Annotated in this window: 20 protein-coding genes; 8 read left to right on the top strand and 12 right to left on the bottom strand. The window is 71.0% G+C overall.

Annotated elements, in window-relative coordinates; genetic code table 11:
• Positions 1 to 83: 83 nt before the first annotated feature.
• Positions 84 to 1,751 carry a fumarate hydratase gene (locus tag ACIHIX_RS02105; protein ID WP_399948748.1) on the bottom strand — a complete coding sequence of 556 codons (1,668 nt, stop codon included), beginning with the start codon at positions 1,749 to 1,751 and terminating at the stop codon, positions 84 to 86.
• A 168-nt stretch (positions 1,752 to 1,919) separates the two neighbouring features.
• Here ACIHIX_RS02105 and ACIHIX_RS02100 point away from each other — a divergent pair, with 168 nt between their 5' ends.
• Positions 1,920 to 2,609 (top strand): DUF1707 domain-containing protein, encoded by a 690-nt coding sequence (locus ACIHIX_RS02100; protein WP_399948746.1) that lies wholly within the window; start codon positions 1,920 to 1,922, stop codon positions 2,607 to 2,609.
• A gap of 174 nt (positions 2,610 to 2,783) precedes the next feature.
• Positions 2,784 to 3,161, top strand: a complete 378-nt coding sequence (locus ACIHIX_RS02095) for a WhiB family transcriptional regulator (RefSeq protein ID WP_399948744.1) — start codon at positions 2,784 to 2,786, stop codon at positions 3,159 to 3,161.
• Between the two features lie 171 nt (positions 3,162 to 3,332).
• Here ACIHIX_RS02095 and glpX read toward each other — a convergent pair whose 3' ends face one another.
• Positions 3,333 to 4,367 carry a class II fructose-bisphosphatase gene (gene glpX / locus ACIHIX_RS02090; protein WP_329335160.1) on the bottom strand — a complete coding sequence of 345 codons (1,035 nt, stop codon included), beginning with the start codon at positions 4,365 to 4,367 and terminating at the stop codon, positions 3,333 to 3,335.
• Between the two features lie 126 nt (positions 4,368 to 4,493).
• Between glpX and ACIHIX_RS02085 the strand changes: the two genes are divergently transcribed.
• On the top strand, positions 4,494 to 5,027 hold the full coding sequence (locus ACIHIX_RS02085) for a DUF4245 domain-containing protein (RefSeq protein WP_399948742.1): 534 nt from the start codon (positions 4,494 to 4,496) through the stop codon (positions 5,025 to 5,027).
• A gap of 58 nt (positions 5,028 to 5,085) precedes the next feature.
• Here the strand turns inward: ACIHIX_RS02085 and ACIHIX_RS02080 are convergent, their stop codons facing one another.
• The 4 genes from ACIHIX_RS02080 to ACIHIX_RS02065 all read right to left on the bottom strand — a co-directional run bounded on the left by ACIHIX_RS02080 (position 5,086) and on the right by ACIHIX_RS02065 (position 8,739).
• Positions 5,086 to 5,676 (bottom strand): malonic semialdehyde reductase, encoded by a 591-nt coding sequence (locus ACIHIX_RS02080; RefSeq protein ID WP_399948740.1) that lies wholly within the window; start codon positions 5,674 to 5,676, stop codon positions 5,086 to 5,088.
• A 163-nt stretch (positions 5,677 to 5,839) separates the two neighbouring features.
• On the bottom strand, positions 5,840 to 6,082 hold the full coding sequence (locus ACIHIX_RS02075; RefSeq protein ID WP_399948738.1) for an exodeoxyribonuclease VII small subunit: 243 nt from the start codon (positions 6,080 to 6,082) through the stop codon (positions 5,840 to 5,842).
• Between the two features lie 9 nt (positions 6,083 to 6,091).
• A complete protein-coding gene (gene xseA / locus ACIHIX_RS02070; RefSeq protein WP_399948736.1) occupies positions 6,092 to 7,300 on the bottom strand; it encodes an exodeoxyribonuclease VII large subunit in 1,209 nt (402 codons plus the stop codon).
• Between the two features lie 80 nt (positions 7,301 to 7,380).
• A complete protein-coding gene (locus tag ACIHIX_RS02065) occupies positions 7,381 to 8,739 on the bottom strand; it encodes an APC family permease (RefSeq protein ID WP_399948734.1) in 1,359 nt (452 codons plus the stop codon).
• A 105-nt stretch (positions 8,740 to 8,844) separates the two neighbouring features.
• Between ACIHIX_RS02065 and ACIHIX_RS02060 the strand changes: the two genes are divergently transcribed.
• Both ACIHIX_RS02060 and ppgK read left to right on the top strand, forming a co-directional pair.
• Positions 8,845 to 9,855: a 4-hydroxy-3-methylbut-2-enyl diphosphate reductase gene (locus tag ACIHIX_RS02060; protein ID WP_399948732.1), complete on the top strand. Its 1,011-nt coding sequence runs from the start codon at positions 8,845 to 8,847 to the stop codon at positions 9,853 to 9,855.
• A 29-nt stretch (positions 9,856 to 9,884) separates the two neighbouring features.
• Positions 9,885 to 10,628 (top strand): polyphosphate--glucose phosphotransferase, encoded by a 744-nt coding sequence (ppgK, locus tag ACIHIX_RS02055; RefSeq protein ID WP_399948730.1) that lies wholly within the window; start codon positions 9,885 to 9,887, stop codon positions 10,626 to 10,628.
• Between the two features lies 1 nt (position 10,629).
• Here ppgK and ACIHIX_RS02050 read toward each other — a convergent pair whose 3' ends face one another.
• Positions 10,630 to 11,169 carry a DUF6542 domain-containing protein gene (locus tag ACIHIX_RS02050; RefSeq protein WP_399948728.1) on the bottom strand — a complete coding sequence of 180 codons (540 nt, stop codon included), beginning with the start codon at positions 11,167 to 11,169 and terminating at the stop codon, positions 10,630 to 10,632.
• A 165-nt stretch (positions 11,170 to 11,334) separates the two neighbouring features.
• Between ACIHIX_RS02050 and ychF the strand changes: the two genes are divergently transcribed.
• The gene (gene ychF, locus ACIHIX_RS02045) at positions 11,335 to 12,423 is read left to right on the top strand and encodes a redox-regulated ATPase YchF (protein WP_399948726.1); all 1,089 of its coding nucleotides are present in this window, start codon (positions 11,335 to 11,337) and stop codon (positions 12,421 to 12,423) included.
• An 85-nt stretch (positions 12,424 to 12,508) separates the two neighbouring features.
• Here ychF and ACIHIX_RS02040 read toward each other — a convergent pair whose 3' ends face one another.
• Together ACIHIX_RS02040 and ACIHIX_RS02035 are read right to left on the bottom strand one after the other, a co-directional pair.
• Positions 12,509 to 12,889, bottom strand: coding sequence for a nuclear transport factor 2 family protein (locus tag ACIHIX_RS02040; RefSeq protein ID WP_399948724.1), 381 nt, complete (start codon positions 12,887 to 12,889; stop codon positions 12,509 to 12,511).
• A gap of 33 nt (positions 12,890 to 12,922) precedes the next feature.
• Entirely contained in the window at positions 12,923 to 13,684 is a 762-nt protein-coding gene (locus tag ACIHIX_RS02035; protein WP_399948722.1) for a nuclear transport factor 2 family protein, read from the bottom strand.
• 177 nt (positions 13,685 to 13,861) lie between these two features.
• Here ACIHIX_RS02035 and ACIHIX_RS02030 point away from each other — a divergent pair, with 177 nt between their 5' ends.
• Positions 13,862 to 14,752, top strand: coding sequence for a helix-turn-helix domain-containing protein (locus ACIHIX_RS02030; protein WP_399948720.1), 891 nt, complete (start codon positions 13,862 to 13,864; stop codon positions 14,750 to 14,752).
• 34 nt (positions 14,753 to 14,786) lie between these two features.
• Here ACIHIX_RS02030 and ACIHIX_RS02025 read toward each other — a convergent pair whose 3' ends face one another.
• Positions 14,787 to 15,698, bottom strand: a complete 912-nt coding sequence (locus ACIHIX_RS02025) for a LysR family transcriptional regulator (RefSeq protein ID WP_399948718.1) — start codon at positions 15,696 to 15,698, stop codon at positions 14,787 to 14,789.
• Positions 15,699 to 15,788: 90 nt separating this feature from the next.
• On the opposite strand from ACIHIX_RS02025, the gene ACIHIX_RS02020 reads away from it, so the two are divergent.
• The gene (locus ACIHIX_RS02020) at positions 15,789 to 16,619 is read left to right on the top strand and encodes an oxidoreductase (RefSeq protein ID WP_399948716.1); all 831 of its coding nucleotides are present in this window, start codon (positions 15,789 to 15,791) and stop codon (positions 16,617 to 16,619) included.
• Here the strand turns inward: ACIHIX_RS02020 and ACIHIX_RS02015 are convergent.
• Together ACIHIX_RS02015 and ACIHIX_RS02010 are read right to left on the bottom strand one after the other, a co-directional pair.
• The gene (locus tag ACIHIX_RS02015; RefSeq protein WP_399950018.1) at positions 16,616 to 17,773 is read right to left on the bottom strand and encodes a serpin family protein; all 1,158 of its coding nucleotides are present in this window, start codon (positions 17,771 to 17,773) and stop codon (positions 16,616 to 16,618) included. The two genes, ACIHIX_RS02020 and ACIHIX_RS02015, sit on opposite strands and share 4 nt — an antisense overlap.
• Positions 17,774 to 17,778: 5 nt before the next feature.
• On the bottom strand, positions 17,779 to 19,002 hold the full coding sequence (locus ACIHIX_RS02010; RefSeq protein WP_399948714.1) for a serpin family protein: 1,224 nt from the start codon (positions 19,000 to 19,002) through the stop codon (positions 17,779 to 17,781).
• Positions 19,003 to 19,044: the final 42 nt, after the last annotated feature.

Here is a 19,044-nt window from a genome sequence, read left to right as displayed (position 1 = left end):
GTTCCAACCGATGGGCCGAACGGAGACGGTGGGGACGGGGGCCGCGGGGGCGAGAGTCGTCTCCCGCCGCCCCCGAACACGACCTAGGCCAGCCCAGGTCCCCGTACCGGGATCGACGTGAACGTCGGTGCGGGCGCCGGGTCCTGGAAGAAGTCGTTGCCCTTGTCGTCGACCACGATGAACGCCGGGAAGTCCTCGACCTCGATCTTCCAGACCGCCTCCATGCCGAGCTCCTCGTACTCGACGACCTCGACCTTCTTGATGCAGTCCTGGGCGAGACGGGCGGCGGGGCCTCCGATGGAGCCGAGGTAGAAACCGCCGTGGGTGTCGCAGGCGTTGGTGACCTGGGCGGACCGGTTGCCCTTGGCCAGCATGACCTTGGAGCCGCCCGCCGCCTGGAACTGCTCGACGTAGGAGTCCATGCGGCCGGCCGTGGTCGGGCCGAAGGAGCCGGACGCGTAGCCCTCGGGGGTCTTGGCCGGACCCGCGTAGTACACCGGGTGGTCCTTCAGGTACTGCGGCATCTCCTCGCCCGCGTCGAGCCGCTCCTTGATCTTGGCGTGCGCGATGTCACGGGCGACGACGAGCGGGCCGGAGAGGGAGAGGCGGGTCTTGACCGGGTACTTCGTCAGCTCCGCGAGGATCGACTCCATCGGCTGGTTGAGGTCGATCTTCACGACGTCACCGGCCTCGTCGAGGTGCTCGTCCGTCGTCTCCGGCAGGAACCGCGCCGGGTCCGTCTCCAGCTGCTCCAGGAAGACACCCTCGGCGGTGATCTTCGCGACCGCCTGACGGTCGGCCGAGCAGGACACGGCGATGGCGACCGGGCAGGACGCGCCGTGACGGGGGAGGCGGACCACCCGTACGTCGTGGCAGAAGTACTTGCCGCCGAACTGCGCCCCGATCCCGATCTTCTGCGTCAGCTCGAAGACCTTCTCCTCGAGCTCCTTGTCCCGGAAACCGTGGCCCAGCTCCGAACCCTCGGCCGGGATCTCGTCCAGGTAGTGCGCGGAGGCGTACTTGGCCGTCTTCAGGGCGTACTCGGCGCTCGTACCGCCGACCACGATCGCCAGGTGGTACGGCGGGCAGGCGGCCGTACCGAGCGAACGGATCTTCTCCTCCAGGAACTTCATCATGGAGGCCTCGTTCAGGACCGCCTTCGTCTCCTGGTAGAGGAACGACTTGTTGGCCGAGCCGCCGCCCTTGGCCATGAACAGGAACTTGTAGGCGCCGCCGTCGGTGGCGTACAGCTCGATCTGGGCGGGCAGGTTCGAGCCCGTGTTCTTCTCGTCCCACATGGTCAGCGGGGCCATCTGCGAGTACCGCAGGTTGAGGTTGAGGTACGCGTCGTAGATGCCCTTGGACAGCGCCGCCTCGTCACCGCCCTCGGTCAGCACGTTCTGGCCGCGCTTGCCCATGACGATCGCCGTGCCCGTGTCCTGGCACATCGGCAGGACGCCCGCCGCCGCGATGTTCGCGTTCTTCAGCAGGTCCAGCGCCACGAACTTGTCGTTGCTGGACGCCTCGGGGTCGTCGATGATCCGGCGCAGCTGGGCCAGGTGGGCCGGGCGCAGATAGTGCTGGATGTCGTGGATGGCCTCTTCGGCGAGCTTGCGCAGCGCCTCCGGCTCGACCCTGAGGAACGTGCGCCCGTCGGCCTCGAAGGTGGAGACACCCTCGGAGGTCACCAGCCGATAGGGGGTGGTGTCCTCTCCCATGGGGAGCAGATCGGTGTACGCGAACTCAGGCATCTCAGCCCATTCCTCACTCGACAGACGACGGCCGGCCTCCATTGGCGCAGGCCTCACCAGCGTAGAACCTGTCGGACGCCCGAAGCTTGTGAGGTCAGGCTCAGTCGGTCGGGGTCAGGTTTTCCACAGGCCTAGTCGCGATCTATCGCGTTTGGGTACGCTGCTGCCGTGGACCTTGAGAAGCAGACCCCGACCGCTGCCACCACCGACCTGCGCGCCTCCGACGCGGACCGCGACCGCGTCGCGGACATCCTGCGCGAGGCGCTCGCGGAGGGGCGCCTGACCGCCGACGAACACGCCGAGCGGGTCGAGGGTGTGCTGGCCGCCAAGACCGTGGGCGAGCTGGACGTCTTCATCCAGGACCTGCCGGCCGCGCATGAGCGCCGGGAGACGACGACGTACTCCGTGGCCCCCAACCGCCCGACCACGGGCGCCATCCCGGTCGACCCCGACGAGAACGTGGTGGCGGTGTTCAGCAGCGCCGTCCGCAAGGGCCGCTGGCGCGCGGGCCGCCGTATCCACGCGTACGCGGTCTTCGGCAGCGTCGAGATCGATCTGAGCGAGGCCCTCTTCGAGTACCAGCAGGTCGTCGTCAAGGCGATCTCGGTGTTCGGCACCATCGAGGTCCGCGTCCCGGAGAACGTGTCGCTGCGCGGCACCGGCGGCGGCGTCCTCGGCAACTTCGAGGTGCACACGCTCGACGCGGCCGACCCCGAGGCCCCCGTGGTCTACGTGGACGGCTGGGCCGTCCTCGGCAACATCGAGGGCAGGGCCCGGCGCGGCAGGCTCGTCGCGGACATTCTCGACCGCGTGCAGCACAAGGTCGACCGGAGTTTGCGCAAACACCTGGACCGTTGACGGTTGTGAATCCACCCCCGACCGGAGGGGGCTGGTCCGCCCGCGGACCGCTCCGCGGGCGTCCGCGGTCCACCAGGAATCCAGCGGTTCGGAACTCAGTGCATAGGCACGCGCACAGCGGGTAGGCCTTGCTGCATCGTCTCTCGCTCGCGAAGCCGTCGTCAGGAGTAGACCGTGCTGCAACCGCCGCATTCGTCCCTGCAGGTAGCTGCTGTTCCGGCTCAGCGGGTGCCAGTGCGAGACAGGGACCAAGACGCACCATGGCACACCGAGGCGGTGTGCCGCCGCGACGAGGCCGGCCTGTTCTTCGCCCCCTCCAAGGAACCCACCGCGGCCCGGCTCTCCCGTGAAGAGGCAGCGAAACGGGTCTGTGCCCGCTGTCCCGTCATGGTCGAGTGCCGCGAGCACGCCCTCCTGCAACCAGAGCCCTACGGCGTCTGGGGCGGCCTGACCGCGGCAGAACGCCGAGTGGTCCTCGCCAGGAGGCGCCGCCGCGACATGGAACTCAAGAAGACGGCCAGGACGCCGGACCGCATAGCGCAGGCAGGCTGAAGACAGCCCGCACGCGAAAAAGGGGCGCTCCCACCGCACCGGGAGCGCCCCTCGCTTTTCGGCTTACGGGGTGGTCATGCCGTCAAGGGGCGCGGGGAACTGCGCGAACGGCCACGGCGCACCCGCAGCCGCCCACGCACGGAACCCCCCGAACCCGTGGGCGCCGTCTCCCTACTTCGCCCGATCGAAGTCGATCGCGCTGTAAGCCCGCAGCTTGCTGAGCCGATGCTCGGAATCGATCCTCCGCACCGTCCCCGACTTCGACCGCATCACGATCGAGTCGGTCGTCGCCGTCTCCGACCGGTACCGCACACCCCGCAGCAGCTCCCCGTCCGTGATCCCGGTCGCGACGAAGAACACGTTGTCCCCGGCGACCAGGTCGTCGGTCATCAGCACCCGGTCCAGATCGTGCCCGGCGTCGATCGCCCGAGCCCGCTCCTCGTCGTCCTTCGGCCACAGCTTGCCCTGGATCGTGCCGCCCAGGCACTTCACGGCGCAGGCCGAGATGATGCCCTCGGGGGTGCCGCCGATACCGAGCAGCATGTCGACGCCGGTGCCTTCGCGCAGCGCGTAGATGGAGCCCGCCACGTCACCGTCGGAGATCAGCTTGATCCGCGCGCCGGCCTCCCGGATCTCCTTGATGATCCCCTCGTGCCGGGGCCGGTCGAGGATGACGACCGTCACGTCCTCGGGCGTGGACCGCTTCGCCTTGGCGACCCGCCGGATGTTCACGGACACCGGCGCGTTGATGTCGACGAAGTCGGCGGCCTCGGGGCCGGTGACCAGCTTGTCCATGTAGAACACGGCGGACGGGTCGAACATCGACCCCCGGTCCGCGGCGGCCAGCACGGAGATCGCGTTCGGCATGCCCTTGGCCGTCAGCGTGGTGCCGTCGATCGGGTCGACGGCGATGTCGCACTCGGGCCCGGTGCCGTCACCGACCCGCTCCCCGTTGAAGAGCATCGGCGCCTCGTCCTTCTCGCCCTCGCCGATGACGACCACGCCGTTCATCGACACGGTGGAGACGAGGGTCCGCATGGCGCGCACGGCGACACCGTCGGCGCCGTTCTTGTCGCCGCGCCCGACCCAGCGGCCCGCGGCCATCGCGGCGGCTTCGGTCACCCGGACGAGTTCCAGGGCGAGGTTGCGGTCGGGGGCCTCGGAGGGTACTTCGAGTTCGGACGGCAGATGATGATGCTCGGTCATCGGAGCGCACCTTTCTGATACGACGACGGCCGGATGAGGGTTCGATCCTCGACTCTATCGTCAGTCCGACAAAATGAGCAGGGGACCCCACGGATGAGCGGCCCGGGCACCTGCGACGATGGGGGCGTGGCAGGTTCGAATGGCAAGAGCGGCAAGCAGAAGACGGTCCGGGACATGGTGCTCTCCCTGGCCCTGATCGGTCTCATGGCAGGTGTCATCTACCTGTTCATCCCGCACGACGACTCCGAGCCCGACGTGAAGCGGGTCGACTACCGGGTCGAACTGCTGACGGCACGCCGCGCGGCCTCGTACCCGGTGCTCGCGCCCGAGGGCCTGTCGGCCGGCTGGAAGGCGACCTCGGTCCGCTACGACGGCGCCGATTCGGAGACCTGGCACCTGGGCTTCGCCACCCCGGGCGGGGAGTACGCGCAGGTCGAGCAGTCGGCGACGCGGAAGGCGGGCGCGTTCATCGACAGCGCCAGCCAGGGCGGCGAGGAGACGGAGACCACCGCGGAGATCGGCGGCCGCACCTGGACCCGCTACGACGGCGGCCGTTACGACGCGCTCGTGTACCAGGGCGACGGCGCCACCACCGTCGTCGCGGGCACGGGCGGTTATGACCAGCTGGCGCAGATGGCGAAGGCGCTCCAGGCGAAGTGACCCCACGCGCACGCGAAAGGCCCCCGGAAGCCGGGGGCCTTTCTGCTGTTCAGGCGGGTCAGACCGTGGTGACGACCTCGTCGTAGCCGAGGCGCGGCGAGCGCGGGTAGGAGGCGTTCTCGCCCGGCTTGCCGATGTTGACGACCATCAGCGGGGTGTGGTCGTCGTCCAGGAACTCCTTGCGCACGCCCTCGTGGTCGAAGCCGGTCATCGGGCCGGCGGCGAGGCCGGCGGCACGGACGCCGACGATGAAGTACGCGGCCTGGAGGGCGGCGTTCATCCGGGCGGCGGACTCACGGGCCGGACGCTCGCTGAAGAAGACGTCCTTGGCCTGCGGGAAGGCCGGGAACAGGGTCGGCAGCTCCTCGTGGAACTCGTTGTCCGCGGAGAGGATCGCGACCAGCGGCGCGGTGGCGGTCTTGGGCTGGTTGCCCTCGGCCATGTGCTGCACCAGGCGCTCGCGGGCCTCGGCGGAGCGGACCAGGGTGATGCGCAGCGGGGTCTGGTTGAAGGCGGTCGGGCCGAACTTGACCAGGTCGTAGATCGCCTGGATCTGCTCGTCCGTCACCGGCTCGGCGGTGAAGGCGTTCGCGGTGTGGGCCTCGCGGAAGAGCAGGTCCTGGGCGGTGGGGTCAAGAACGAGAGACATGCGGGGAACCTTCTCGTGGGGACGTCGGGCCCGGGGTGCCGGACCGGCTGACGCATATGACTCTACGCGAAATAGGTTGAAGCTTCAACAAAAAACGGGGCGTGGTGATCCGCTTCACAGATCACGCAGATCACGCAGATCACGGCGCAGATCGCACAGGACCTCAGTCGGAGTCCTCGTCGTCCCCGGAGCCGGCTTCCTCCTCCTCGGCCAGCGCCGCGTCCAGCCGCGCCCGCGCCCCCTCCAGCCACCGCCGGCACACCTTGGCCAGCTCCTCGCCCCGCTCCCAGAGCGCCAGGGACTCCTCCAGCGTCGTACCGCCCGCCTCCAGGCGTCGTACGACGTCGATCAGCTCGTCCCGCGCCTGCTCGTAGCCGAGCGCCTCATCCACCTTGCTGCTGGTCATGCGCCCACCCTAAGAGTCGACTCGGACAGTGAACTCACCCTCGGACACCCGCGCCCGCAGCACCTCGTCGCCCGTGACCTCCTCCGGGTCGCGCACGACGTGCCCGTCGGCCTTCTGCAGCACCGCGTACCCCCGCTTCAGGGTCGCCGCGGGCGAGAGGGCCACCACGCGCGCGTGCGTGTGCGTCAGCTCGGACTCGGCGCGGTCGAGATGGTGCCCGAGGCAGCGCCGGGTCCGGTCGACCAGGGAGGCCACCTGGTCGGCGCGCTCGTCGATCATCCGGTGCGGATCCTCCATCGCCGGCCGGGCGAGCGCGTGCGCGAGCCCGCGCTCCTCCCGCTCGACGATCCCCACGACACACCGCCGCGCGCGGTCCCGCAGCATCCGCACCCGCTCGAACTCCTCGCCCACGTCCGGTACGACCTTCTTGGCGGCGTCGGTGGGCGTGGAGGCCCGCAGGTCGGCCACGTAGTCGAGGAGCGGGGTGTCCGGCTCGTGCCCGATCGCGGACACGACCGGCGTACGGCAGTCGGCGACGGTCCTGATCAACTGCTCGTCGGAGAACGGCAGCAGATCCTCGACGCTGCCGCCGCCCCGCGCGACGATGATCACGTCCACGGAGTCGAGCGCGTCGAGCTCCTTGACGGCCTGCACCACCTGCGGCACCGCGTGGACACCCTGCACGGGCACGTTGCGCACCTCGAAGCGGACGGCGGGCCACCGATGGCGGGCGTTCTCCAGCACGTCCCGCTCGGCGGCCGACGCGCGCCCGCACACCAGCCCGATGAGCTGCGGCAGGAACGGCAGGGGTTTCTTCCGGTCGGCGGCGAACAGCCCCTCGGCGGCCAGCGTCTTCTTCAACTGCTCAAGTCGCGCGAGCAGTTCACCGACTCCCACGGGCCTTATCTCGGCGGCCCGCAGCGACAGCTGCCCCCGCGGCGCGTACCACTCCGGCTTCGCCAGGACGACGACCCGCGCGCCCTCGCTCACCACGTCGGCGACCGCGTCGAACACCTGCCGGTAGCAGGTGACGCTCACGGAGATGTCGTACGACGGGTCGCGCAGCGTCAGGAAGACGACCCCGGCGCCGGGGCGGCGGGACAGCTGGGTGATCTGGCCCTCCACCCACACGGCCCCGAGCCGGTCGATCCAGCCCCCGATGAGCCGCGACACCTCACCGACGGGGATGGGGGATTCCGCGGACGTGTTCACAGCCATGCCGGTGAGCGTAACCGCAGGCACCGACATCGATGTGGCGCGCGAAGTGTCTCAACGGATCGCGTGGTCTGCCGCCCCCGTCACGCCCGCCGCCTCTGCCCCACCAGCACCGCCACCCCCACCACGAACCACACGGCCCCCACCACCTGCGCCGCCCCCGACGCCTCCACGATCACCGCGACCGTGATCACCGCGCCCACCACGGGCATCAGCACATGGCGCCACCAGCTCACCGGGCCCCCGGCCCGCCGGACCGCGAACCAGCCCACCACGCTCGCGTGCAGCAACGTGAACGCCACCAGCGCGCCGATGTCGACCACCGAGACCAGGTGGTCCATCCCGTCGTCCCGGCGGGCCGCCCACACGGCCGCGACCAGCGTGATCACGGCCGCGCAGAGGAGAGCCACGCGCGGTACGCCGGACTCCGTCCGTGCCAGCGCCCGCGGCAACCGCCGGTCCCGGCCCATCGCGAACAGCAGCCGTCCCGCCGCCGCCTGCCCCGCCAACGCCGCGAACGCCGCGCCGATGGCCTTGCTGACGGCCACCAGATCGTGCAGCCAGGTCCCCACCGACACGTCGACGGCGTCGTAGAAGGCGGACCCCTGTCTGCCCGGGTCGGCGGCCAGTTCGGCGGAGGTGACCGGCTCCAGGAGCGCCACCAGATACGTCTGTGCCACGAACAGCACACCCGCCAGCGCCAGACAGAACAGCACCGCGCGCGCGACCTTCTCCGAGCCGCCCGTGACCTCCTCCGCGAAGGTCGCGATCGCGTCGAAGCCCAGATAGGAGAGGACCGCCACCGACACGGCGCCGATCACCGCCGTCAGCGCGAACGCCCCTTGCGTGCCGTCCCCGGACAACGGGGACAGCCAGCCCCGTTCCGCGCCGTCGCGGGAGAGGACGACGGCCGCGGAGACCACGAAGACCAGCAGGACCACGATCTCCAGCGCCAGTACCAGGAAGCCGACCCGGGCCGCGGCCCGTACGCCCCACAGGTTCAGCAGGGTCGTGACGACGACCGCCAGGGCCGTCCACACCCAGCGCGAGACCTCCGGGACCAGCGCGTTCATCGCGATCCCGGAGAACAGGTAGGCGACCGCCGGGATCAGTAGATAGTCCAGCATCGCCATCCACCCGGCGATGAACCCGGCCTCCTTGCCGAGCGCCACGCGCGCGTAGGCGTAGACCGAGCCCGCGCGGGGGACCACCCGCACCATCTGCGCGTAACTGAAGGCGGTGAACGCCATCGCCACCGTGGCCACGAGGTAGACCAGCGCCACCGCCCCGTGCGACCTGGCGTCGAGCGTGCCGAACACGCCGACGGGCGCCATGGGGGCGATGAAAAGCAGCCCGTAGACCACCAGATCCCGGAAACCGAGACTGCGCCGCAGGTCATCGCCCGCCTCGGGCGCTCGGTTCGCCGTGCCGGTCTCGGACATCGATGCCTCCGCCAGTCGCCTGTCGTCGCGCGGTCCCCACCCTTCACACTTCCCGGCCAGTCTCGCGGTCCACGCGATCTTTGACCCGTCGGGCGCGGCCTTACGATGGGACGCATGACTGCTTCGCCTGGCCGCCGTGTCCTGCTCGCCGCCCCCCGGGGCTACTGCGCGGGTGTGGACCGCGCCGTGATCGCCGTCGAGAAAGCCCTGGAGCAGTACGGCGCTCCGGTGTACGTCCGGCACGAGATCGTCCACAACAAGTACGTCGTGCAGACCCTGGAGAAGAAGGGCGCCATCTTCGTCGAGCGGACGGAGGAGGTCCCGCCGGGCAACATCGTCATGTTCTCGGCGCACGGCGTCGCCCCTGTCGTCCACGAAGAGGCCGCGCGCGGACAGCTCGCCACCATCGACGCGACCTGCCCGCTGGTCACCAAGGTCCACAAGGAAGCCGTCCGCTTCGCGAACGAGGACTACGACATCCTCCTCATCGGCCACGAGGGCCACGAAGAGGTCATCGGCACCTCCGGCGAGGCCCCCGACCACATCACGATCGTCGACGGCCCCGCCGACGTCGCCAAGATCGAGGTCCGCGACGAGTCGAAGATCGTCTGGCTCTCCCAGACGACCCTGTCCGTCGACGAGACGATGGAGACCGTCGACGCCCTCAAGGAGAAGTTCCCGCAGCTCATCTCCCCGCCCAGCGACGACATCTGCTACGCCACGCAGAACCGTCAGCTCGCGGTGAAGCAGATGGGCGCGGAGGCCGAGCTGGTCATCGTGGCCGGTTCCCGCAACTCCTCCAACTCCGTGCGGCTAGTCGAGGTCGCCAAGCTGGCGGGCGCCCGCGAGGCGTACCTGGTCGACTTCGCGAGCGAGATCGACGAGGCCTGGCTGGAGGGCGTGACGACGGTCGGTGTCACCTCCGGCGCGTCCGTGCCCGAGGTCCTCGTCGAAGAGGTCCTGGAGTACCTCGCCCAGCGCGGCTACGGCGATGTCGAGCTGGTCAAGGCGGCCGAGGAGTCCATCACCTTCTCGCTCCCCAAGGAGCTGCGCCGCGATCTGCGCGAGGAGGCCGCGGCCCTGGTCGCGGAGCGCAAGGGCACCTCGGGGGAGTGACTGTCCGTCGTCCGTCGTAACGTAGGGCCATGCAGATCTTCGGCGTGGACATCGGCGGATCCGGGATCAAGGGCGCCCCTGTCGACTTGGCCAGGGGCGACCTCGCCCAGGAGCGGTGCAAGGTGCTCACCCCGCATCCGGCGACCCCGGACGCGGTGGCGGACGGCGTGAAGGAGGTCGTCGACCACTTCGGGTGGACGGGACCGGTCGGGCTGACCTTCCCGGGCGTGGTCACCGGCGGTGCCACGATCCGTACGGCGGCCAATGTCGACAAGGGCTGGATCGACACGGACGCGCGCGCGTTGTTCAGCGAGCGGCTCGGCGGGCTGCCGGTGACGGTGGTCAACGACGCGGACGCGGCGGGCGTCGCCGAGATGGAGTTCGGCGCCGGTCACGGCCGCGGGGGCACCGTCATCCTGCTGACCTTCGGCACCGGCATCGGCAGCGCCGTCTTCGTCGACGGCGTCCTCGTCCCCAACACCGAGCTGGGCCACCTCGAACTGCACGGCCACGACGCGGAGAAGCGCGCCTCCAGCAAGGCCCGCGAGGACGGCGAACTGACGTGGGAGCACTGGGCGCACCGCGTCCAGAAGTACCTCGCCCATGTCGAGATGCTCTTCTCGCCCGAGCTGTTCGTCATCGGCGGCGGCGTCAGCCGTAAGGCGCAGAAGTTCCTGCCCCACATCGAGGGCATCAAGGCGGAGATCGTCCCGGCGCAGCTGCAGAACAACGCGGGGATCGTGGGAGCGGCGATGCGGGCGGCGAAGCAGTAGCTCACCCTGGACGGCGGCTCGCCCGACGCCGGCGGTTCATCAGCCGGACCTTGCGTACGGTCACGATCAGACCGGCGACGAGCGTCCCGCCGTACAGCCACCCGGCCTCGGTGGCGAGCGCCGTCACCAGGCCCATCAGCCGGGCGCCGAGCCCGTCCCCGCCCTCGGTGACGGGTACGACGCCCACGGCGAAGGCGATCGGGACCACCACGGGCGCGGTGACCAGGTCGCCCCGCCGCACCCAGACGGCGGTCAGCACGCACACCGGCAGGAACAGCACGCCGTACACCGTCAGCGACCCGAACGTCAGGGCGTCCAGGCAGCCGAGCAGCAGCATCGACGCGATGCAGAACAGTCCGCCGCCCAGCCCGGTGAGCCGGGGATCGGGAAAGCGTCGTACGGCCTGCGCGGCCGGGGGAGCGGGCCGCCGTACGGCCGCCGGACGGGCCGCGGGACGCCCGCCGCGGGCCGCCTGCGGGGGCAGGGAAGCCGTCTCGCGCCGTGCTCGGATGTGCGGGGGTCGCGTCCTGTGTTGCTCCACTGGACCAACTTAGGACGGTTTATATGCAGAATCGCCCCTCAGACACGCCGAGGGATCGTCCTTGGCCAAGTGTTCGACGCGTCGCGAGGGCGGGGCCGGGCACGCCGTAGACTGGTGGATCGGCCCTCTGAAGTCCCCCTCCTCTCATATACGGGAAGTCGCAACGTGTCGCTCACGATCGGAATCGTCGGTCTGCCGAATGTCGGCAAGTCGACCCTGTTCAACGCCCTGACCAAGAACGACGTGCTCGCGGCCAACTACCCGTTCGCCACGATCGAGCCGAACGTCGGCGTGGTCGGCGTCCCGGACCCGCGCCTCACGAAACTGGCCGAGATCTTCTCCTCCCAGAAGATCCTTCCGGCGACCGTCGACTTCGTCGACATCGCGGGCATCGTGCGCGGCGCCTCCGAGGGCGAGGGCCTGGGCAACAAGTTCCTCGCGAACATCCGTGAGTCGGACGCGATCTGCCAGGTCATCCGTGCCTTCAAGGACGAGAACGTCGTGCACGTGGACGGCAAGGTCTCGCCCAAGGACGACATCGAGACGATCAACACCGAGCTGATCCTCGCCGACCTCCAGACCATCGAGAAGGTCCTGCCGCGCCTCCAGAAGGAGTCGCGGATCAAGAAGGACGTCGCTCCGAAGGTGGCGGCGGTCGAGGCGGCCAAGGAGATCCTGGAGAAGGGCGACACGCTGTTCTCGCAGGGCATCGTCCAGGGCGGCGAGCGCGCGGAACTCCTGCACGACCTGCACCTGCTCACCACCAAGCCCTTCCTCTACGTCTTCAACGTCGACGAGGACGAGCTGACCGACGACTCCTTCAAGGACGAGCAGCGCGCCCTGGTCGCCCCCGCCGAGGCGATCTTCCTCAACGCCAAGCTGGAGGCGGACCTCGCCGAGCTCGACGAGGAGGACGCGATGGAGCTGCTGGAGTCGGTGGGTGCCGAGGAGCCGGGCCTGGCCACCCTCGCCCGCGTCGGTTTCAACACCCTCGGCCTCCAGACCTACCTCACGGCCGGCCCCAAGGAATCCCGCGCCTGGACCATCAAGAAGGGCGCCACGGCCCCCGAGGCCGCCGGTGTGATCCACACCGACTTCCAGAAGGGCTTCATCAAGGCGGAGGTCATCTCCTTCGCCGACCTGGTCGAGACCGGCTCGGTCACCGAGGCCCGCGCCAAGGGCAAGGCGCGCATGGAGGGCAAGGAGTACGTGATGCAGGACGGGGACGTGGTGGAGTTCCGCTTCAACGTCTAGCGGACGCGGACGCGGACGGGACACGGACACCGACAGGCCGACAAGGGCCCGGCTCTTCGGAGTCGGGCCCCTGGTCGTTCCCGGCTCAGAACATGGTGTTGTCGTTCTGGGACGTCGGTGGGACGACCTGGAGGACGTCCCAGTGTTCGACGATCCTGCCGGTGGCGTCGAAGCGGAAGATGTCGATGCCCGCGTACTCCTCGTCGGGCCAGACCTGGTGGCAGTGCAGGACGACGTGGTCGCCCTCGGCGAGGGCGCGCTTGAACTCGACGCGCTTGCCCGGGTACTCGGCGGCCATGCGGTCGAAGTAGTCGACGAACGCCTGCTTGCCGTCGGCGACGTGCGGGTTGTGCTGGGTGTAGGTGTCGCCGGCGTACCGCGCGATGGCCTCGGCGGGGCGGCACTGGTTGAACATCAGGTCGTAGAACGCCTGAGCCGTGGCTTTGTTCTTCTCCGGGTCGCTCATGCTGTCACCGTACTTTCGCGAACTGGGGCCGGGTCAGAACAGGCCGTTGGGGTGCGGGAGCTCGGCGGGGACCGGGGTGACGACGTCCCAGTGCTCGACGATCCTGCCGTCCTGGACGCGGAACAGGTCGTAGTAGGCGACGGGGACGCCGAACTCGCCCTCGGACTGGAGCAGGACGAGATCGCCCTCGGCGACGACCTGGTGGACGGTCCGGTAGACGAGGTTCCTGCCCTGCTCGGCCCACCGCGCGGCGGCGGCGCCGAAACCGTCGAGGCCGTCGGCCGCCTCCGGGTTGTGCTGGTGGTAGGTCTCGGTGGAGATGTAGTCGGTCAGCACCGAGTAGTCGGCGCCCTTGAGGACCTTCTCGGCGAACTCCAGGACCAGGGCGCGGTTGGCCTCGGTCCGGTCCAGGTCGGCCGGCTCGGTGGGGCCGTCGGTCTGGGAGCGCCCGGAGACGGTGTCCGCGATCAGCGGGGTCAGCGCGTCCCAGTGCTCGGCGAGCCTGCCGTCGCCGTCGACGCGGAAGATGTCGAAGCCGACCAGCGGATCCGGGCCGAAGCCGTGGTACGTGCCGTGCAGGGCGACCAGGTCGCCGTCGGCGATCACCCGCGCACCCTCGTAGTGGAAGCCCTCCGGCAGACCGGCGACCAGCCCGCGCAGCGCCTCGGGCCCGTCGGCGGCGAGGGCGCTGTGCTGGCGGTAGCCGGCGGCGACCCAGCGGTCCACCGCGCTCGGGTCCCGCTTGCCGAACAGCTCGCCGACGGCGGTCAGGACGGTGTGCTTGGCGTTGCTCATGGCGGGTACTCCTTGCGAGGTTGCGAGCGCGCGAGGGTTGAGAGGGCGCGAGGTCGGGCCGGGTGGGCGGTGAAGATCGGGATGTCTGCTTTCCGACACCGGCTCCACGCCGGACGGGTTGACCTCTCCAAGCTAGAGGCGACTACCTGGGGAAATCGGATACCCTCGTGACTCGCTATGGTCAGAATGCGACACGACGCCGATCGCGGTATCCCGGAGATCTCCTTCGCCGCGCCCGCCGGAACCCCCGCCGGCGTGGAAGTGCTGCCCCTCGCCGACCTGCGCCACCGGATGCCCGCCGAGCGGCTCACGGCTCCCCGGCGACCCGACTTCCACCACCTGGTCACCCTCTCGTCCGGAACCCTGCGGCACACGGTCGACTTCACCGCGTACGCCCTCGAACCCGGCGGCTGGCTGTGGGTCCGCCCCGGCCAGGTCCACCAGTGGGGCGACCTCACCCACGCCGACGGCACCCTGATCCTGTTCCGGCAGGAGTTCCTCGACCCGGCCACCGCCGCCGGTGCCCGTACGGAGGACCGGCACGCCATGGTCCTGCGCCGCCCGCTGCCCGACGACGAGGCGGCCCTGCGGCTCGCCGTCGATCACCTCACCACCGAGTTCCACGCCCTCGGCCGGCTGCCTCTGGAGATCCACACCGCGGCCCTGCGCCATCTGCTCGCGGTCCTCGTGCTGCGCCTGGCCCACCTCACCGAGCCCGCCGGCCGCCCCGCACCCGCACCCGACGCCACCTACCTGCGCTTCCGTGACGCCGTGGAGCAGGACTTCACCCGCACCCGACGCGTCGAGGACTACGCCCGCGCGCTCGGCTACTCGACCCGCACCCTGTCCCGCGCCACCCTCGCCGCCGCGGGACTCGGCGCCAAGGAGTTCATCGACCGCCGTGTCGTCCTTGAGGCCAAACGCCTGCTGGCGCACGGCGACCGGACCGCGACGAGCATCGCCGGCCACCTCGGCTTCGCCAGCGCGACCCACTTCAGCAAGTACTTCCACCAACGCACCGGACAGACCCCGATCGCCTTCCGGGACACCGTCCGGAACCCGGGCTGAGACCGACCGGGTCTGTCTGCCCATGCCTGCCATGTCACCCAGAGCGCCCCGCCACCCCCCGCCCCGCCTCCGCATAGGCCCGCACCAGCGCCCTCCGCTCGCCCCTCCGCCACGCCAGCGCGTACCGGCTGGGTGACACCCCGCGTACCGGCCGGGTCACCACCCCGCCCAGGGTGATCAGGGGCGCGTTGCCCGCGGCCACCAGGCAGATGCCGAGGCCGGCCACCAGGGCCTCGTACGTCTCCTCCGTACCGGCGACCTCCGCGCCGACGCGGGCCGGGCGGCCGGCGCGGGAGTCGAGGGCGAGCCAGTGGTCACGCAGCGGGCCGGCGCTCTCGGGCAGGGCGAGGAACGGTTCGTCGGCCAGGTCGGCGAAGTCGAGCTCCGTACGGGAGGCCAGCGGATGGCTCTCCGGGAGGGCGATCAGCCGGGGTTCCTCGGCGACCACCGTCCACGCGTAGCGCTCCGCGTCCGGCAACGGCAGCCAGACGAAGGCCACATCGACGTCACCGGCGGCCAGCCCCGCCGTCGGGTCCTCCCAGCTCACCTGGCGCAGCCGTACCGTCGCCTCCGGATGCGCGGCGGTGAAACGGGAGCGGATCGCCGGCAGCAGCCCGCCGCGCCCGGGGCTGGTGCTCATCCCGACGGTGAGCGTGCTCCGCCCCGCCGTGCGGACCGCGTCCAGCGCCGCCGCCCCCTCCGCCCATCCGTCCACCACTCTCCGGGCATACGGCAACAGCGCCTCGCCCGCCGCGGTGAGCGCCACGCCGTGCCGGTCGCGCCGGAACAGCTCGACGTCCAACTGCCGCTCAAGGGCCCGCACTTGCTTGCTCAGCGCGGGCTGGGACACGTACAGCCGCTCGGCGGCCCGGGTGAAGTGCAGCTCCTCGGCCACCGTGAGGAAGTAGCGCAGGTCCCGCAGATGCACATCGGTCGTCATGCCCATCGGTTATCACCACGGGTCTTGGACGGGCAACCGTCCACCGCAGCAAGCTGGTGCACAAGACGGACCCACAAGAGTGTGACGGGAGCGGTCATGAACAAGGTGTGGCTCATCACCGGCGCGAGCAGCGGATTCGGGCGGGCGATCGCCGAGGCGGCCCTCGCCGACGGTGACGTGGTCGTGGGCGCCGCCCGTCGCCCCGAGGCGCTGGACGACCTGGTGGCCGCCCACCCCGACCAGGTGGAGGCGCTGCGCCTGGACGTCGCCGACACGGCGGCGGCCGAGGCGGCGGTACGGGACGTGGTGGCCCGGCACGGCCGGATCGACGTCCTGGTCAACAACGCGGGCCGCACTCACGTCGGTGCCTTCGAGGAGACCGGCGAGGACGAGCTGCGGGCGTTGTTCGACGTGCATGTCTTCGGGCCGGCGGCCCTGGTGCGGGCCGTCCTGCCGGCCATGCGGGAGCGCCGCTCGGGGGCGATCGTGCAGCTGAGCAGCATGGGCGGGCAGATGTCCTTCGCGGGCTTCTCGGCGTACAGCGGCACGAAGTTCGCGTTGGAGGGGATGTCCGAGGCGCTCGCGGACGAGGTCGCAGAGTTCGGGATCAAGGTGCTGATCGTCGAGCCGGGGGCCTTCCGGACCGGGCTGTTCGAGAAGGACCGGGCGGGCGTCAGCACCGACAGCGGCGTCTACCCCAAGGTCAGCGCCACCCGCGGCTTCGTCGCCGACGGCGGCGGCACCCAGCCCGGCGACCCGGCCAAGGCGGCCGCCCTCGTCCTGGCCGCCCTCCGCTCCGACCGCACCCCGCTCCGCCTCCCCCTCGGCGACGACGGTGTCACCGCCGTCCTCGGCCACCTCGACCAGGTCCGCGAGGACATCACCCCGTGGGAGAAGGCCGCACGGGCGACGGCGTTCGACGCCTAGGCCGTGTCCTCGCGGAAAGGTGTCGGGTCGGTGATCCAGCCCGCCGCGAGGGCCAGCCGGGACGCGCGGTGGACGGCGAGGAAGCCGAAGGGGCGGTCGAAGGTGGCCCAGGCCCGCTTCGACTCGTGGTCCGGCTCGGGTTCCCAGCCCAGCCACACCATGTCCAGCGCGGTCACCGCGGCCGCCCTGAACCCCTCGCCGCCGAAGGCCGCCGTCACCGACTGCCGCCCGGCCGCGAGTGCGAGGGGCGCCGGGCTGATGCCGGGGAAGTGCCCGGGGGAGCCGTCGCCCGCGGTGGTCAGCCCGAACACCTCCGGGGCGGCCGGCAGATCGTGGTCGGCGGCGACCGTGAACTCGGGGGTGTTGAGCGTGAGACTCGGCGGCTCGGGCCGCTCGGTGCGGATCGACGCGACCCTGAGACCGGGCCCCGCCTCGCCGTACGGCAGCCGGCTTCCCGGTACGGCGGTCAGGGCGTCGGTCAGCAGATCGACCCCGGCACCGAGCACCTCCCCGGGCGTCGACTCCGCCTCCCCGAGCAGCAGATGGACGTCGATCCCGTTCGTGCCGCGCACCCGGGCCTGCGTCAGGGCACCCGCCGGTGTCCGTGCCACCGCCACGGCGTCCAGGTCGGGCGTCGTACGGGTCAACCCGGCGCGGTCCTGGTCGCGCCACGGCATGAGGTCCCCCTTGAACGACACCTCCCACTCCGTGCGCACCGTCAGCGCGCTCGCCGACACCAGCGAGGAGTCCGGCCGCAACGCCACCGGCATCCGTGTGATCGCCCCGGACGTCCGCTCGGCGGCCCACGCGTCCAGCGCCGCGTGATCGGCGTCCAGGTCGCCGGTGAGGACGCCGTGCGTTCCCGTGGGCAGCCCCGCCACCCACTCCTTCCGCAGTTCCACGTGTCGCTTGGTCCACAGCCCGAGGGCTGAGTCCAGACCGTCGACGGCCGCGAGGGTCGCGAGCAACTCCCGCGCGGTCGCGGCGGCTTGTTCCGCCGGCACCCCGACCGCCTCCGCCAGCTCCTCCCGGGCCGCGCCGGTCGCCCCGTCCGCGAGCAGCGCGAGCAGCGGCCAGACTCCGGCCGCCGAGAAGACGGTGCCGCCCTGGACCGATGCGGCCCAGCGGGCGGTCAGCGCGTTGACCGCGTCGATCACCTTCAGAAGTCCTCGTCGTCCTCGTCGTGTGCGGGGTGTTCGGGCTCTTCGGGATACTCCGTCGGCTCCGTGACCCAGCCCGCCGACAGCACGAGCCGCGAGTGGCGATGCACGGCGAGGAAGCCGAAGGGGCGGTCGAAGCGGGCGTCGACCCGGGTGGTGATCCAGCGGAGCGAGGGCACACCGCCCGCGGCGGCGCCGAACGCCGTCACCGCGCCGGCGCGGAACCCCAGAGCGGTGAACCGGGCCATGGCGGTCTGCTTGGCCGACTCGACGGCCAGGGGGGTGCCGGCGCTGATGCCCGGGAAGTGGCCCCTGCCCGTGTCCATGGCCGTCGTGAGACCGAACAGCCGGTGCAGCTCCAGGAGGTCGTGCAGGGCGTCGACGTCGAAGCCCACCGTCGCCACATGCAGTGTCGGCGGCTCGGGCCGCGCCGCACGCACCTTCACCACGCTCAGCCCCGGGCCCACCTCCCCGTAGGGCAGCTGCGGCCCCGGCAGGACGCTCACCCTCCGTGCGAGGACGTCCACCCCGGCCCCCAGGACCTGACCCGGCGTCATGCCCTCCTCCCCGAGCAGCAGACGCACGTCGATCGCGTTGTCGCCGTACACCTTCAGCTCGGTGACATGCCCGGCCGGAGTGTCCGCGACGCCGACCCGGTCGAGCAGGGCGCCGCTGCGGTGCAGCCCGGCCAGCTTCCGGTCCGCCCACGGTCCCGTCCGCGGCCACATCGGCCAGTCCTCGAACGGGCTCAGCCACTCCGTCCGCAGCGCCAGCGCACTCGCGAGCACCATTTCGGTGTCCCGGGTCACCCGCACGGGCATCTTCTCGATCAGCCCGTCCGTCCGCTTCGCCGCCCACGCGTCCAACGCCGCCTGGTCGGCGGCCTCGTCCCCCGTCAGCACGCCGTGCGCCGCCGCCGGCAGCCCCGCCTCCCACCGCTCCCGCAGCTCCAGCGTCCGCCCGGTCCACAGCCCGAGGGCCGAGTCGAGGCCCCGCATCCGCCCCATGGCACCCAGCAACTCCCGCGCGGCGCCCGCCGATTCCTCCGCCGGCATCCCGACGGCCTCGGCCAGCTCCGCCCGAGCCGCCCCCGCCGCCCCGTCCGCCAGGAACGCCAGCAGCGGCCAGACTCCCGCCGCCGAGAAGACCGTCCCGCCCTCCGAGGCCCCGGCCCACCGCGCGGTCAGCCCGTTGACCGCCTGAATCGTGGCATTCGTGACCACCGTTCCGCCCCCGCTCACCCTGCGCTTACCATGCGCCCAGTC

The sequence above is a fragment of the Streptomyces sp. NPDC051913 genome (assembly GCF_044593635.1).
Lineage (GTDB): Bacteria > Actinomycetota > Actinomycetes > Streptomycetales > Streptomycetaceae > Streptomyces.
Note: the sequence above shows the minus strand (reverse complement) of the source record. Positions and strands in the feature narration are given on the sequence as shown.